We start from the raw sequence: 14,002 nt of genomic DNA on the forward strand, positions 1-14,002 counted from the left end.
TTGGATTCCATGGATACGTTGTTTGGTATTATCGGCCCCATCTTTTGGGGCCTTCTTCTCTTGTCTGCACTCGTGTTCGTCCACGAAGGCGGTCATTTTCTCGCGGCGCGCGCCTGCGGGGTCCGCGTCCTTGAGTTCTTCTTGGGCATGCCTTGCCGCTTCAATGTCCATCATGTCTCCAAGCGAATCGGCACCAAGTTCGGCGTCACGCCTCTCCTCCTTGGAGGATATGCCGAGATCTGCGGCATGGATCCCACCGAGGTCGACTGCGCGCCCCAGGTGCTCGCCGCTATTCACCGCCATGGAACGGTGCGCGTTGACTTGCTCGCTCAAGAGCTCGATCTTAAGGTGAGCGACGTCGAAGAGGCGTGTTCTTTGCTCTACGGATGGGGTTCCATCGTCCCGTCTGACGAGGCGTCCGATCATGATGCCGACGACGAGGTCTCCTCTCGCGATTTTCCCCTCGCCTTTGCCGCTGCGGCTCGCGATGCGCAGGGCAATACGATCTACGACGGTCGTTCGTTTGACCGCAGCTCCGCAACCAAGGTGGGCGAACCTTGGGATCCCCCTATGGACGACCGCGCGTTCTTTGAGCTCGAGCGTTCTCACACGTATGTGGGGAAGGGCTTTTGGAAGCGCGCGTTCATGCTCGTCGCGGGCATTGCAGTGAATATCCTCACGGGTTTCCTGCTCGTGATCGCCGTGTACTCGGTGCTGGGGGTTTTGATGCCCATCGATGCCAATGTACTTGGCGAGATCGTCGCCGATTCGCCTGCCGAGGCTGCCGGCCTCAAGCAGGGCGATTGCGTCATCGCCGTGAACGGTGAGCGCGTCGATTCTTGGCTTGAACTGCTCGATGCCTTTGACGCGGCTGACCATGAGGGCGAGGTCGAGCTCGATCTGTGGCGCCCCAATAACGTTGACATGGCGTTCGACCACTTGCCCATCGACGACTCCTTCGATTCCGGGTCATGGGCACACGAGAACGGGACCTTCCTCACGGTAGGCGTGTCCTTCGACGATGACGGTTTGCTCGGAATCAGCGCCCCCACCCAGGTTGTCCGCCTCAACCCGCTGCAGTCCTGCCAGATCGCTATCGATAACATCGTCGCGACCGCCCAATCCGTTGGCAGCCTGCTTAACCCCCGCCACACCATGGAGGTGCTCGACAACTCAACCTCCGTCGTGGGAATTTCCGTGATGTCGGCTCAGGCGGCTGCTGAGGGCCCCGCAACGTTCCTCAACCTCGCGGCGCTTATCTCGTTCTCGCTAGGCTTCATGAATCTACTGCCCATCCCGCCGCTCGACGGCGGCAAGCTCGTGATCGAGGCTATCCAAGCAGTTACACGCCGCAAAGTGCCAATCAAGGTTCAGACCGCCATCTCCATGGTTGGCATCGGTCTGTTTGGACTGTTGTTCATCTATATGCTGGGTTCCGACATCGTCCGCTTCTTCTAGCGGACATCACGAAAGGGGAGTGCCATGCAGGGGCTTGCTCGAGAGCGCACACGCCAGGTGATGGTGGGTTCCGTGCCTATTGGCGGTGGCGCCCCCGTTGTCGTGCAGTCCATGACGTGCACGCCCACCATCGATGCCGATGCGACCCTGGCTCAGGTGCGCGCGCTCGTGGACGCCGGGTGCGATCTTGTGCGTGTCACCGTTCCTTCCGCAGATGCGCTCGAGTCCTTCGGGCGGATCTGCGCCGAGTCTCCCGTGCCGATCGTCGCCGACATTCACTTTGACTATCGACTCGCTATCGGGGCTGTCCGCTCCGGCGCTGCCAAGCTGCGCATCAACCCCGGGAACATCGGTGATTGGGATCGCGTGGACGCCGTGATCGATGCGGCGGGGGAGGCGGGAGCCGCGATCCGCATCGGTGTCAACGCCGGATCGCTCGACCGCCGCATCGCCGAGCGTGACGACCTCACGCAACCCGAAAAGCTCATCGCGTCTTCACTTGAGTTCGTCGATCACTTCGAGAAGCGCGGGTTCGAGAACATCGTCCTTTCTGCCAAGGCCCACAGTGTGCCCACCACCATCGAGACGTATCGCGCCCTTTCGCGCGAACTGCCCCAGGTACCGCTGCACCTTGGCGTCACGGAGGCGGGCACGGTGCAGCAGGGCACCATCAAGAGCGCGGTCGGCCTCGGCGTGTTGCTGGCCGAAGGCATTGGCGACACCATGCGCGTGTCTTTGACCGCCGATCCCGTCGAAGAGCCGCCGGTATGCTGGGGTATCCTTTCGGCCCTCGGTTTGCGGCGGCGTGGCCCCGAGCTCGTGAGCTGCCCGACGTGCGGACGCACGCAGGTCGACCTGATCGGTCTTGCCGAGGAAGTGGGGGAGCGGCTCAAGTCCTGCACGAAGCCCATTTCCGTCGCCGTCATGGGGTGTGTGGTGAACGGCCCGGGCGAGGCGAGCGATGCCGATGTGGGTGTTGCCTGCGGACGCGGTGTGGGCATGGTGTTCCGCCGCGGTGAGATCATCCGCAAGGTGCCCGAGGCCCAAATCGTCGACGCCCTCATGGAGGAGATCGAGAAACTCTAACGTATCCCGCCGCTCCGCCCCTTGCGTATATCATCCCGTGCTCAAACAGCGCTGCGCGAACTGCGCGCGGGACGATATACGCAAGGGGCGGAGCTTGTCAATGTAGTAGATTTGGCTCCGTGAGTCAGACCGTATTGTTGATTGCGTGATCTTTACGTTCGCCCCTCCGGCTCGGGCCCATCACGTCCGCCGCGATTTCCGCACGAGCCGGAGGGCCCAGTGGGCCCTCCGTGCGAGCAGGACTGTTCGAGCGCCGGATGTGATGGGCCCGCGCCGGAGGGGCGTGTAGATTCGTTACCTGCTATCATGTTCAAGTTGCATTTGTTTACTCAAGGAGGTCGTCGTGTCTAAGACTCGCGCCATGAAGATGTCTCATCTGTATGCCCCCACGCTCAAGGAGGACCCGGCAGAGGCTGAACTCGCCAGTCATCGCCTGATGCTGCGTGCCGGCATGATCCGCAAGCAGGCCGCGGGCCTCTACAGCTATCTGCCGCTCGCGTGGCGCTCGCTGCGCAAGATCGAGGACATCGTCCGCGACGAGATGGACGCCGCGGGTGCCCAGGAACTGCTCATGCCCATCATGGTCGATGCCCAGGTGTGGCACGAGTCCGGCCGCTACAACGCGTACGGCCCCGAGCTCATGCGCATCTCCGACCGTCATGACCGCGAGTTCGTGCTCGGTCCCACGCATGAGGAGACCGTCACCGACCTCATCAAGAACGAGCTCAAGAGCTATAAGCAGTTGCCGGTGAACCTGTACCAGATCCAGGACAAGTTCCGCGACGAGATGCGCCCGCGCTTTGGCCTCATGCGCGGCCGCGAGTTCATCATGAAGGACGGCTACTCCTTCAACGCTACGCAGGAGTCCCTGCAGGAGACCTACGACGCCATGAAGCAGGCGTACGCGAACATCTGCGAGCGCTGTGGCCTCAAGGCCCTGCCCGTGGTGGCCGATTCCGGTCAGATCGGTGGCGATACCTCCGTCGAGTTCATGGCACTCGCCGACGCGGGCGAGGCTGCGCTCGTGTACTGCGATGATTGCGGCTATGCCGCCGACGATGAGGCCGCTTCCACCACGGTTGCGGTGACTGAGGGCCCCGGCGACGGCACGCTGCAGAAGGTCCACACGCCCGGCATGGGCACGATCGCCGCGGTGGCCGAGTTCTTCGGCTTCCCCGAGAACGGCACGCGTAAGGCGCTCGCCCTTATCGATGCGGACGGGCACCCGGTTGTGGCCATCGTCCCCGGCGACCACGAGCTCAACGACTGCAAGGCCGAACATGTCTTTGGCGAGGGTTATCGCATGATGACCGACGAGGAGCTTGAGGGCTATGGCCTGCACAAGGGCTTTATCGGGCCGGTGAATCTGCCCGAGGGCATCCGCCTCGTGTGCGATGTCACCCTGCGTGATTCCAAGCAGTGGGCCTGCGGTGCCAACGAGGTCGATTACCACTTCACCGGTGCCTGCCCGGGTCGCGATTTCGAGGCGGACGCATGGGAGGACCTCATCACGGTCGTCGCCGGCGACCCCTGCCCTCACTGCGGCGCGCCCCTCTCCGGCGCGCGCGGCATCGAGGTGTCTCAGGTCTTCCAGCTCGGCACCAAGTATTCCGAGGCCATGGGAGCGACGTTCGCCGACGAGGATGGCGTTGAGAAGCCATTCCTGATGGGTTGCTACGGCGTGGGCGTGTCCCGCACCCTTGCCGCCTCCGTCGAGCAGCACCACGACGAGCACGGTATCATCTGGCCCGTCTCTATTGCCCCGTATGAGGTTTCCATCATGCCGCTCGACCCCACGATTCCGGAGTGCGCCGATGTCTGCGATCGCTTGACCACGGAGCTCTGTGCCGCTGGCATCGAGGTCATTGTGGACGACCGCGACATCCGTCCGGGCGTCAAGTTCGCCGACAACGACCTCATGGGCTTCCCGTACCAGATCGTCCTGGGCAAGCGCGGCCTCAAGAACGGGACGGTCGAGCTCAAAGACCGCGCCACCGGCGAGCGCGAGGGCGTCGCCATCGACGAGGTCGCTGGCAAAGTTGCTGAACTCGTAATCTCTCAGCGCCGCTAGTACTGCTTCGAGATCGTATCAAACACGCGTGGGGTGTGAGGCTGAGTTCCTCGCGCCCCATTTTCTTGTAAGGGGAGGCCGTGCAAATCGAGGTTGTAGAGATTCGCGACTTAACGCTGATTTCGGATTTATGCGTCGTGTGGAACAGCTCCGTGCGCGCAACACATGACTTTCTAACGGGCGAGGACATATTGCAGATTGAGCGGTATGTTCCGACTGCGCTCAAAGGTGTTCCCGACCTCGTCGTCGCCCGTGGTTCGCTGGGTGAGCCGATCGGGTTCATGGGGGGTGAACGACTGCACGCTCGAGATGCTGTTCGTTTCAGATTCCTCCAGGGGAGTGGGAGTCGGCAAGCGTCTTCTTGAATATGGAATCGAAAGGTTGGGTGTGCGCAAGCTGACGGTCAATGAGCAAAACCCGCTTGCTCGTGGATTCTACGAACATATGGGCTTTGAGGTCTACGACCGCTCGGATGTAGACGAGCAGGGCATGCCGTTCCCTCTACTGTATATGAGGCTCAGAAAAAAGTTCTGATTTGTGCTTGCACATCCTCGATGGTTCCCGTATAGTACTTCTTCGTTGCAAGGGGGCGTAGCTCAGCTGGGAGAGCGCTTGACTGGCAGTCAAGAGGTCAGGGGTTCGATCCCCCTCGTCTCCACCACTTGCATCTTTCTTCTCTGTTCATGGGGGCGTAGCTCAGCTGGGAGAGCGCTTGACTGGCAGTCAAGAGGTCAGGGGTTCGATCCCCCTCGTCTCCACCCATGAGATTTAAGGCCGGGGTTTTCATCTCCGGTCTTTTTCATAGCTAGGGTTGATAATGCGTTTCAAAGCAAAAGGGTCGCCTCTGGCGATAGTTTTGAAGGTATTAAGCCGCTTTCCAGGGTCTCTGGCAATCGTTTCCTGGGTTTTTGTTCACCGTCGCATGTTGGGGCCGCCGCAGGGGAGTCCAAACCATCCAAAACTATCGCCCGTAGCGAACCTTTGCACTTAGGATATCCAAATCACCGAAAACGGGCCAAAACTAAACGGTCCCGCTTCTTATCAAATCTAAGCCTCCCGTCGCAGTGCGCTCCGCATCCATGCTCGGTCGCGGCCGCGAAGCATCAAGAGTCCGCATACCTATTGCGCAGCCCTCTATTCCCGTATACAAACGACGCCATCTTATTGGCCGCCGATTCTGTGGTTCTCGCGCATTCTTCTCGCTGCGTATTGAGGGGGGGGGTAAGGGTATACGTGAATTACCAGTACTGCCTGTGAAGGGAGTTTCCATGGTGGCCATTGATTGGACGTCCGGGATCGTCACCCTCGTCACTCAGCTTGTTCCGGGTATGATCGCCGTTGGCCTTGCCTTGGTGGCGGCCCTCGCCGCACGGACGAAGGCGATGCCCACACTCGTGTTCGCCAGCGGTCTGAGCGCCGCGCTCTCCTTGGTTGGGGTTCTCGTGGGGCTGCAAACATACGCGCACGCCCTCGAGGCATCATCTTTTTACGACACGATCGACGCCTACGTGTTCTGTGCGATCGTTCTAGTTGTGCTGACGTACGGTCTCGATGCCATTGCGCTCGTTCGCGGGCGCTTCCGCGGGTAGGACGCACAAACCGGCTGAAACGGTCGCGCGGTCACGTGGGATTCCCGCATTCGAAGAGCCGTTCCGTCCAGTGTAATCCGATCCTTTTCCTTGCTCTATTCTATGTAGAACCTGTGTGCGGGCGCTCATGTGGGGCGCCCGCTTCGTTATCTAGGGTGAGAGGAAGTGATGCGCGTGGCGTATCCGCAGCGCGGATTGAACGCCGCGGAAGTTCGGGCCCTCATCGAGGACCACTACGATGACGTGCTCGCGTACTGTCGTCGGCACACCGAAAGCGCGGACGAGGCACAGGACGCCGCCCAGGAGGTCTTCCTACGGTTCGTGCGAACGGCAAAGAGCTATCGTGACGCGGGCAAACCGCTGGCGTACCTGCTCACGATTGCCCGAAACGTTTGCGTGGACGCGGCTCGGGCCCGTGTGCGGGCGACCGACGAACTGCCCACCGACGAGGTTCTGGCAGATCCGGCGCCCTCGGACACCGAGAACTTCTCGCCAGCCGGAATGGATGGCCTACGCCATGCGATCGCCTTACTGACTGCCGAGGATCGCGAAGTCCTCGAGCTGCGGTTCGACCAGGAGCTCACCTTCGCCGAGATTGGGCGGGTGATGGGCATCAGCAGATTCGCTGCTCGGCGCAGACTCGACGGCGCGCTCGCCGCCTTGCGAGAACTGTTGAAATCGGGAGAGGAGGACGTGAAATGAAGGGAAACCGAGAGGATGCGCTCGAGCGGGATCTTTCGGCGCTGTATCGCTCGGATCGCGAGCTGTTCTTAAGTGAACAGGGGTCGAACGGTCGCTCCGAGCTCATCGAGGAGTGCGCAAGCGCCTGTGAGCGCGAGTTGACACTAGAGGCGAGCGCGACGTCCCCGCATATGCAGTTGGGAGGATTCCTTTTTGCCCAAGTGCGCTTCACGCGCTCCGTGGTCTGGACCGCATTTGCGTTCGTTGCCTTGCTGACGGCCGTGGCTCCCCATGTCGAGACGGAGGGGCCGCTGGGCTCCCAGGTGCTCTCTGCCGCGGGTGGCCTGACGGCGCTCGTCTGCCTTGCGAGCGTCACGCGCTCAAAGCCCTTCGGCATGGGCGAGCTAGAAGCCGCCTGCCCGTTCAACGCGGTGTCCGTGGTCGTTGCGCGGCTGCTGCTGATGGGTCTTGCGAGTGCCCTCGTCCTCGCGGTTGGAGCCGTTGCGTCGGGGATTGAAGGCGTTGGTGTCGCGCGGGCGTTGCTGCTCATGGGTGCGCCGTACCTCATCGCCTGCGCGGGCGGTCTTATGTGTGCACGACGCGTTTCAAGCCCGGATGCGCGCGGCGCGGCCATCGCATGGGCCTCTGCCGTCACAGCGACCGGCGCGATGCTCTTCTACGCCGCACCCTCGGCATATGCTCAGACGAGCGCCTGGATGTGGATCCTTGTGTGCGCCGTCGCGGGCGTGTGGTGCACCCGTGAGGTCCGCGCCTGGGTCGGTGCCGGCGCATCCGGATTCATTCCCGAGACGCGGCGGACGCCCGCCTGGCGGTAACGCCGCCCGACCGTTCGCCTTACGGTGTCGCTGCACAGGCGCCCGCCTGGCGTAATCGCCGCCCAAGCATCCGCCCACGAATACCTGCTGTATATCGATACGAATCGAAAGGAGCCCACGATGGAGCTCGTACTCGACCGGCTGACCAAGCAGTACGGTCCCAAGATCGCCGTCGACCGGGTGAGCGCGCGCCTGCGCCCCGGGGTTTACGGCCTGCTCGGCGCCAATGGCGCAGGAAAGACGACCATCATGCGCATGATCTGCGGGATTTTGCGCCCATCCTCCGGTGAGATCAGCCTGGACGGCCGCTCGATCGCCGAGCTGGGCGGGGAGTACCGCGCGCGGCTGGGGTACCTACCGCAGGACTTCGGCTACTACCCGGAGTTCACCGCCCTGGACTTCATGGAGTACATGGCGGCACTCAAGGGCGTCGACGCCCGCGCCGCTCGCGCCCGGTCGCTTGAGCTTCTCGACCGGGTCGGCCTTGCGGGCGAGGAGCACCGCCGCATCCGCACGTTCTCTGGAGGCATGAAGCAGCGACTCGGCATCGCGCAGGCGGTCCTCAACGACCCGGACGTCCTCGTCCTCGACGAGCCCACGGCCGGGCTTGACCCCAAGGAGCGCGTGCGCTTCCGCAACCTCATCGCCGGCTTCGCCACGGATAAGATCGTCTTGCTCTCCACGCACATCGTGTCGGACGTGGAATACATCGCTGACAGCATCCTCATGATGCGCGCCGGGTCGTTCATCATGCAGGGGAGCCCTGCGGAGGTCGTACGCGGCGTGAAGGGCATGGTCTGGGAGGCGCGTGTCCCTGTCCGCAAAGCTGATGAGTTGGCTTCGCGGGTGCCCGTGGTGAACGTGCACCACGACGGCGACGGCATGGCAACGGTACGGTTCCTCTCGTCAGAACCACACGTCGCCGAACTCTCTGCCGTCCCCGTCGCGCCGACGCTCGAGGACCTGTACCTGCACGTATTCGACGAGAGCGGTGCCGAGCACACCGGCGCCGCCGTGCCCGTGACAGCGGTCGAGGGGCAGCGCTGCTCCCGTCGCCGCGGGGTTCATTTTGGAGGTGGGCGCCATGCGTAGCCTTATCAAGTTCGAGCTCAAGAAGATGCTCACCCGTCGCGTAGCGATTGTGGCGAACGTGGGCATGCTGCTCATGCTGACCGTCGTCATGGGACTCAACGTGGTCCAGACCAAGACCGAGGGCAACATCGGGGAGATTCTCTCCGGGCCCACAGCCATCGCGCATCGCCGCGATGTCACCGAGGCGCGCGCAGGCGAGCTTACGCCTGAACGCGTAGCCGCCGACATCGCGCATTACCAGGACATCGCCTATGAGAAACTCGATCCCGAGGAGCTTGCGGAGATGTCCAACGCCACGGCATACGAGGTTGTGGCCGAGACCTACGACGATGCCACGCGCCTTGAGTTATACGATCCGTATTACATCACGATCCTCAAGCCCTGGGCAGTCAAAGGGCTGGAGCCGTACCAGTACGCCTCCCGCGTGACGCCCGAGATGGCGCTCGACTTCTATGGAGCTCTTGCAGACAGCCTGCAGGTCACGCTCGACGAGGGCATGGGAGGGGAGTGGGTGTACTCGCCCGCGGAGCGCGCGTACTGGACCCAGATGGAAGACGGCGTCCCCGAGCCCCTGACGTACGGCTGGGCGGGAGGCTGGGACAACATCCTCGATTGCGCCGCGTTCCTCGTGTTCATTGTCTTCGCGATGTGCGTGACGGTGACGCCCCTGTTCGCCTCCGAATACCGCGACGGAACCGATGCTGTCCTGCTCTCGGCGCGATATGGGCGCGGCAGGCTCGTGAGCGCCAAGCTTTTGGCGGCCATCCTGTACGCCACGGTGCTGTTCGCGCTGGGCGTGGCGATCATCTGCGGCGTGTCGCTGGTGTTCTATGGTGCCGAGGGCGCGAGTCTGCCCATCCAGAATTACGCCCTCGCCTCGCCGTACGCGCTCACGATGTGGCAGGCGGCGGCGATGTATGTGGGCGTCTTCTACCTCGTCATGCTCGGCATGCTCGCCCTTACGCTTGCGCTCTCCGCGCTAACCCCCTCCACGCTCGCAATCATCGTGACCGACGTGGTGGTCCTGTTCGTGAGCGGCCTGCTGCCCTCTGCCGGCAGCGGCCTCCTGCGCCACGTATTCACGCTGTTCCCCATGGGCCTGCAGTCCGCGTTCGACCTGTTCGCGTCGCTGTTCTCATACCCGCTCGGACCGGTCGTGCTCGACCTCATCGGCACGGCGGCCCTGGTGTACTGCGCGCTGGTTGTGGTGGGCGTGCCCGTTGCGTGGCGAGCATGGTGTCGTCACCAGGTGGCGTGAGAGCACCGGCAGACGAGCTGCGCAAGCCACTCGAACTCACCCTCGATTTCGAGATACCCCAGAAGGATGCGGACGCCCTTGGGGATTTGCTGTAAACCTTCGATCCGCTGTCTTTGCTTGAGGATGCGGTCGCAGGGTCTAGGCGTCTTTGGAGTTGGAATTGGTAAGACTATTGATGCCACCGATGTCGCGAAGTGCTTCTTTGATACCGTTCTTTACTGCGGCCTTACTGAGGAAATAGCCCACTGCGAACAGCATCGCAATGGGTAAGAGCGCAAAGAGCAAGCCAGGTAACGGGGCCAGTTCTGACGGAACCATGCCATTTCCAATCTTCTGCATTGCCACTCAATTGACGTCATAGTCCCCAGGAAGAGGGGTGTGCGGGTCTCGAGGCCATAATCGCGCGTTGAATGCGACGGCGGCGCATGATAGTATCTATCGACGGGTCACGGCATTTGGGAGCGATCCTTTTTCTCATCGAAGCCGTCGTGGCACTGCATACGGGCTCTTGGCGCAACGGTTAGCGCAGGGGACTCATAATCCCTGGGTTCTGGGTTCGAATCCCGGAGGGCCCACCATGAAACCTAAGGTCAGGCCGCGTGCCTGGCCTTTTTGGTTTACGTGTGGAATTCAGCTTCGTATCTACTGGTGTCGATCGGCGTCTGGTTACGGCTGGGGCCTTCAGCGCGACTCTCTCCGGGCTTTTCAAATTACCTCTTGCACTAAGGCTCGCATCCATGCTAGTATTCTCCTTGCTGAAAAGCACGGGCGATTGGCTCAGGGGTAGAGCATATCCTTCACACGGATGGGGTCACAAGTTCGAATCTTGTATCGCCCACCATCAAACATTTAAGGCTCCAGGGAACTGGAGCCTTTTTGCTATCACGCGCATGTGCAAAGTGAGGTTGACATGATTCTCCTGGTCGACAAGATCGAGAAATCGTTCGGTTCCCGCACCCTCTTCACCGGGGCTACGCTACAGGTGAACGCTGGTGAGCGCTACGCGCTGGTCGGCCCCAACGGTGCAGGCAAAACGACCCTCCTCAAGATCATCATGGGCCTCGACAACCCCGATGCCGGATCCGTGACCTTCGCAAAGGACACAAATGTCGGCTATCTGGAGCAGGAGACCAAGCTCGCCGGTGCCACCTCCATCATCCGGGAGGTTATGGACGCTGCGATCGAAATCAAGACGATGGGGGAGCGCGCCGAGGAGCTTCAGCTCAAGATTGCCGAGGCCGGAGAGTCTGGCGAGGTCCCTCAGGCCATGCTTGACGAGTATGGTCATGTGCAGGACCGCTTCGAGCGTTTGGGTGGCTACGAGCTCGAGAGCAATGCGCGTCAAATTCTCGCTGGACTGGGTTTCAAGCCGACCGATTTCGAGCAGCCCTGCTCGGAGTTCTCCGGCGGCTGGCAGATGCGCATCGCGCTGGCAAAATTGTTCTTGCGCCACCCCGATGTCCTGCTGCTCGACGAGCCCACCAACCACTTGGACCTCGAAAGCGTCCAGTGGTTGCGTGGCTTCATATCGGCCTACGAGGGCGCCGTGCTCATCGTCTCCCATGACCGCGCCTTCATGGATGCCTGTGTGGATCACGTTGCGGCACTTGAGAACCGCCGCATCACCACCTACACCGGCAATTACAGCTCCTATCTCAAGCAGCGAGAGGACAACCTCGAGCAGATGCGCGCCAAGCGCGCCGCGCAGGAGCGCGAGATCGCCCACATGCAGGTGTTCGTCGATAAGTTCCGCTACAAGCCCACCAAGGCCGCGCAAGCGCAAGAACGCATGCGCCGCATCGAGCAGATCAAGAGCGAGCTCGTCATCCTTCCCGAGGGCCACAAGCACGTGAACTTCAAGTTCCCCGATCCTCCTCGCTCCGGCGATATGGTTATCAAGCTTGAGGACTTCTCCAAGCGCTACGGCGACAAGGTCCTTTATGAGGATGCAAACCTCACACTGTACCGCGGTGACCGTGTGGCCCTGGTGGGCCCAAACGGAGCGGGCAAGTCGACGCTTCTCAAGATGCTCATAGGGCAGGAGGCCCCAACCACTGGCACGCGTACGCTCGGCACCCATGTGGGCGTGGCGTATTACGCCCAGCATCAGCTCGAGGGGCTCAAAGAGGGCAACACCGTCCTTCAGGAGATCGACTCGGTCGCCCCCACCTGGACCGTTCCGCAACAACGCAGCCTGCTTGGCGCCTTCCTCTTCGCCGGCGACGATGTCGACAAACGCGTCGGAGTCCTCTCCGGCGGCGAGCGCGCGCGTCTTGCGCTCGCCAAGATGCTGGTCGCTCCCGAGGCACTCCTGTGCCTGGACGAGCCCACAAACCACCTCGACATCGACTCGGTCGACATGCTCGAAAACGCCCTCAAGAGCTTCCCCGGCACTATTGTGCTCATCTCGCACGACGAGCACCTCGTCCGATCGGTCGCCAATCGTGTTGTCGATATCAGGAACGGCAAGATGACCGTCATCGACGGTGATTACGAGTATTACCTCTACAAGCGAGAGGACTTGGCGCAACGCGCAGCGGAGGGTCACCTGCCCGTCACGCCGTTACCAAGCAAAGCTCCTTTAACCAATGTTGAATCAACAGCCGAGCCCGTACGCGAGGGCAAAAAGACCAAGGAACAGCGTCGGGCAGAGGCGGCGGCACGCGCCGAGCTTAATCGCCGACTCAAGGGAACCAAGGACAAGCTCAAGAACGTCGAGGCTGCGCTCGAGGTCAAACGTGCCCGCTACGATGAGCTCATGGAGCTGATGGCGAGCGAGGAGTTGTACGCCGACCAAGAAAAGTTCAGCGCGGCGCTCGGGGAATACAACGCCCTCAAGCAGGAATTGCCCGACTTGGAGGACGAATGGCTCGAGCTTTCGACCATCATCGAGGAAGAGACTGCTCGTGGATGCGCGTAAGGCTGGTGCCATCGCCCTTTCCGTCATCGGGTTCGCCTGTCGCGTCATCGCATGCGCCCTGTGCGCACTGACCGTTGCGCTCTGCTTTAACGGCGTTGCCGCAAAACTCAACATCGTGACCTTCGTGGTCGAGCTCACCCAGGCGCTTCCCGCGATGATTTCGGGCTATGGGCTCATCGCCACCCCCTTTGGCGGCGTGTTCCGCTTCGACTTCGCCTGCATGGCCGTCGCGTTCTTCGTCATCGATTACCTCTGCGTCCGCATCTCTCGGGCGCTGCGCTAGGAGACCTCATGAATTTCCCGTATTTGCTGAGCCTTCTCACCAGCGCGCTTGCGCTGATCGTCGGCATCGTCGTCCACGAGAGTGCCCACGCCCTCGCGGCCTATGTGCTCGGAGACAGGACCGCCCGGTCCCAGGGAAGGCTCTCCCTCAACCCGCTCAAGCATATCGATCCCTTTGGAACGGTCTTACTTCCATTGATCATGATTCTCGTCGGAGGTCCTGTCTTCGCGTTCGCCAAACCCGTTCCGGTCTATCTGAACAACCTCAAGCATCCGCGCCGCGATGAGGTCCTCATATCGCTTGCTGGCCCAGCGTCCAATATCCTGCTTGCCGGAATCGCGGCGCTCATCTTGCGCGGCATCCCCGGTGCCACGCTCATGGATCCCTACAGCGGTGCGGTTGTCAATGCGGTTATTGGCTTTGCCTTTACGAGCATTTCCGTCAACCTCTCCCTTGCGTTTTTCAACCTCATCCCGCTGCCCCCGCTCGACGGTTCGTCGATCCTCGTTCCGTTTCTCAAAGGACGCGCGCTGCAGACGTACTATGAGATCCAGCGCTACTCGATGCCCATCCTCATCGTGGTGCTCTACATCCTTCCCAGCCTTGTGCATATCGATATCTTGGATTGGTATTTCTCTTTGACGGTCGATCCCCTGTACCTCTTGCTCGTCCGCTTCGCGCTCGGGATGTAGTGCGCTAAACTAATTTCTGTATGTGCATGCGCGATG

At 61.5% G+C, this 14,002-nt stretch carries 13 protein-coding genes and 4 tRNA genes; 16 read left to right on the forward strand and 1 reads right to left on the reverse strand.

Features of this window, described 5'->3' with window-relative positions; all coding sequences use genetic code 11:
* Positions 1-9 precede the first annotated feature (9 nt).
* The 11 genes from ACX9NZ_RS03945 (at position 10) to ACX9NZ_RS03995 (ending at position 10,071) form a co-directional block, all read left to right on the forward strand.
* Positions 10-1,458 (forward strand): M50 family metallopeptidase, encoded by a 1,449-nt coding sequence (locus ACX9NZ_RS03945; protein WP_118653827.1) that lies wholly within the window; start codon positions 10-12, stop codon positions 1,456-1,458.
* A gap of 24 nt (positions 1,459-1,482) precedes the next feature.
* Positions 1,483-2,544 carry a flavodoxin-dependent (E)-4-hydroxy-3-methylbut-2-enyl-diphosphate synthase gene (gene ispG / locus ACX9NZ_RS03950; protein WP_407496304.1) on the forward strand — a complete coding sequence of 354 codons (1,062 nt, stop codon included), beginning with the start codon at positions 1,483-1,485 and terminating at the stop codon, positions 2,542-2,544.
* Between the two features lie 361 nt (positions 2,545-2,905).
* Positions 2,906-4,615, forward strand: a complete 1,710-nt coding sequence (locus tag ACX9NZ_RS03955; protein WP_407496369.1) for a proline--tRNA ligase — start codon at positions 2,906-2,908, stop codon at positions 4,613-4,615.
* Positions 4,616-4,822: 207 nt separating this feature from the next.
* On the forward strand, positions 4,823-5,149 hold the full coding sequence (locus ACX9NZ_RS03960; protein WP_459389431.1) for a GNAT family N-acetyltransferase: 327 nt from the start codon (positions 4,823-4,825) through the stop codon (positions 5,147-5,149).
* 51 nt (positions 5,150-5,200) lie between these two features.
* Positions 5,201-5,276 (forward strand) — tRNA-Ala (locus tag ACX9NZ_RS03965).
* 24 nt (positions 5,277-5,300) lie between these two features.
* Positions 5,301-5,373 (forward strand) — tRNA-Ala (locus ACX9NZ_RS03970).
* 510 nt (positions 5,374-5,883) lie between these two features.
* Positions 5,884-6,204, forward strand: coding sequence for a hypothetical protein (locus ACX9NZ_RS03975; protein WP_118653841.1), 321 nt, complete (start codon positions 5,884-5,886; stop codon positions 6,202-6,204).
* A gap of 168 nt (positions 6,205-6,372) precedes the next feature.
* Positions 6,373-6,906, forward strand: coding sequence for an RNA polymerase sigma factor (locus ACX9NZ_RS03980; protein ID WP_118653842.1), 534 nt, complete (start codon positions 6,373-6,375; stop codon positions 6,904-6,906).
* On the forward strand, positions 6,903-7,721 hold the full coding sequence (locus ACX9NZ_RS03985) for a hypothetical protein (protein WP_294122165.1): 819 nt from the start codon (positions 6,903-6,905) through the stop codon (positions 7,719-7,721). Before ACX9NZ_RS03980 ends, ACX9NZ_RS03985 begins: the two co-directional genes overlap by 4 nt.
* A gap of 120 nt (positions 7,722-7,841) precedes the next feature.
* A complete protein-coding gene (locus tag ACX9NZ_RS03990) occupies positions 7,842-8,813 on the forward strand; it encodes an ABC transporter ATP-binding protein (RefSeq protein ID WP_118653844.1) in 972 nt (323 codons plus the stop codon).
* Positions 8,806-10,071 (forward strand): ABC transporter permease, encoded by a 1,266-nt coding sequence (locus tag ACX9NZ_RS03995; RefSeq protein ID WP_118653935.1) that lies wholly within the window; start codon positions 8,806-8,808, stop codon positions 10,069-10,071. The genes ACX9NZ_RS03990 and ACX9NZ_RS03995 overlap by 8 nt, the downstream gene beginning before the upstream one ends.
* A 138-nt stretch (positions 10,072-10,209) precedes the next feature.
* Here the strand turns inward: ACX9NZ_RS03995 and ACX9NZ_RS04000 are convergent, their stop codons facing one another.
* Positions 10,210-10,410 (reverse strand): DUF6019 family protein, encoded by a 201-nt coding sequence (locus ACX9NZ_RS04000; RefSeq protein WP_294158565.1) that lies wholly within the window; start codon positions 10,408-10,410, stop codon positions 10,210-10,212.
* A 163-nt stretch (positions 10,411-10,573) separates the two neighbouring features.
* On the opposite strand from ACX9NZ_RS04000, the gene ACX9NZ_RS04005 reads away from it, so the two are divergent.
* The 5 genes from ACX9NZ_RS04005 (at position 10,574) to ACX9NZ_RS04025 (ending at position 13,966) form a co-directional block, all read left to right on the forward strand.
* Positions 10,574-10,649: transfer RNA gene (locus ACX9NZ_RS04005), tRNA-Ile, on the forward strand.
* 188 nt (positions 10,650-10,837) lie between these two features.
* Positions 10,838-10,912 (forward strand) — tRNA-Val (locus ACX9NZ_RS04010).
* Between the two features lie 69 nt (positions 10,913-10,981).
* Positions 10,982-12,991, forward strand: a complete 2,010-nt coding sequence (abc-f, locus tag ACX9NZ_RS04015; RefSeq protein ID WP_294122163.1) for a ribosomal protection-like ABC-F family protein — start codon at positions 10,982-10,984, stop codon at positions 12,989-12,991.
* The gene (locus tag ACX9NZ_RS04020; RefSeq protein ID WP_118653847.1) at positions 12,978-13,274 is read left to right on the forward strand and encodes a hypothetical protein; all 297 of its coding nucleotides are present in this window, start codon (positions 12,978-12,980) and stop codon (positions 13,272-13,274) included. The genes abc-f and ACX9NZ_RS04020 overlap by 14 nt, the downstream gene beginning before the upstream one ends.
* An 8-nt stretch (positions 13,275-13,282) precedes the next feature.
* A complete protein-coding gene (locus tag ACX9NZ_RS04025; protein WP_407496310.1) occupies positions 13,283-13,966 on the forward strand; it encodes a site-2 protease family protein in 684 nt (227 codons plus the stop codon).
* Positions 13,967-14,002 lie beyond the last annotated feature (36 nt).

This window comes from Collinsella sp. BM28 (assembly GCF_054551995.1).

Bases quoted from the DNA above. Each gene is read 5' to 3' on its own strand.
- ACX9NZ_RS03960 (WP_459389431.1), top strand. From the start codon at position 4,823: ATGTTCCGACTGCGCTCAAAGGTGTTCCCGACCTCGTCGTCGCCCGTG.
- abc-f (WP_294122163.1), top strand. From the start codon at position 10,982: ATGATTCTCCTGGTCGACAAGATCGAGAAATCGTTCGGTTCCCGCACC.
- ACX9NZ_RS03955 (WP_407496369.1), top strand. From the start codon at position 2,906: ATGAAGATGTCTCATCTGTATGCCCCCACGCTCAAGGAGGACCCGGCA.
- ACX9NZ_RS03945 (WP_118653827.1), top strand. From the start codon at position 10: ATGGATACGTTGTTTGGTATTATCGGCCCCATCTTTTGGGGCCTTCTT.
- ACX9NZ_RS03975 (WP_118653841.1), top strand. From the start codon at position 5,884: ATGGTGGCCATTGATTGGACGTCCGGGATCGTCACCCTCGTCACTCAG.
- ACX9NZ_RS04025 (WP_407496310.1), top strand. From the start codon at position 13,283: ATGAATTTCCCGTATTTGCTGAGCCTTCTCACCAGCGCGCTTGCGCTG.
- ACX9NZ_RS03980 (WP_118653842.1), top strand. From the start codon at position 6,373: ATGCGCGTGGCGTATCCGCAGCGCGGATTGAACGCCGCGGAAGTTCGG.
- ACX9NZ_RS03995 (WP_118653935.1), top strand. From the start codon at position 8,806: ATGCGTAGCCTTATCAAGTTCGAGCTCAAGAAGATGCTCACCCGTCGC.
- ACX9NZ_RS03985 (WP_294122165.1), top strand. From the start codon at position 6,903: ATGAAGGGAAACCGAGAGGATGCGCTCGAGCGGGATCTTTCGGCGCTG.
- ACX9NZ_RS04000 (WP_294158565.1), bottom strand. From the start codon at position 10,410: ATGCAGAAGATTGGAAATGGCATGGTTCCGTCAGAACTGGCCCCGTTA.
- ACX9NZ_RS03990 (WP_118653844.1), top strand. From the start codon at position 7,842: ATGGAGCTCGTACTCGACCGGCTGACCAAGCAGTACGGTCCCAAGATC.
- ispG (WP_407496304.1), top strand. From the start codon at position 1,483: ATGCAGGGGCTTGCTCGAGAGCGCACACGCCAGGTGATGGTGGGTTCC.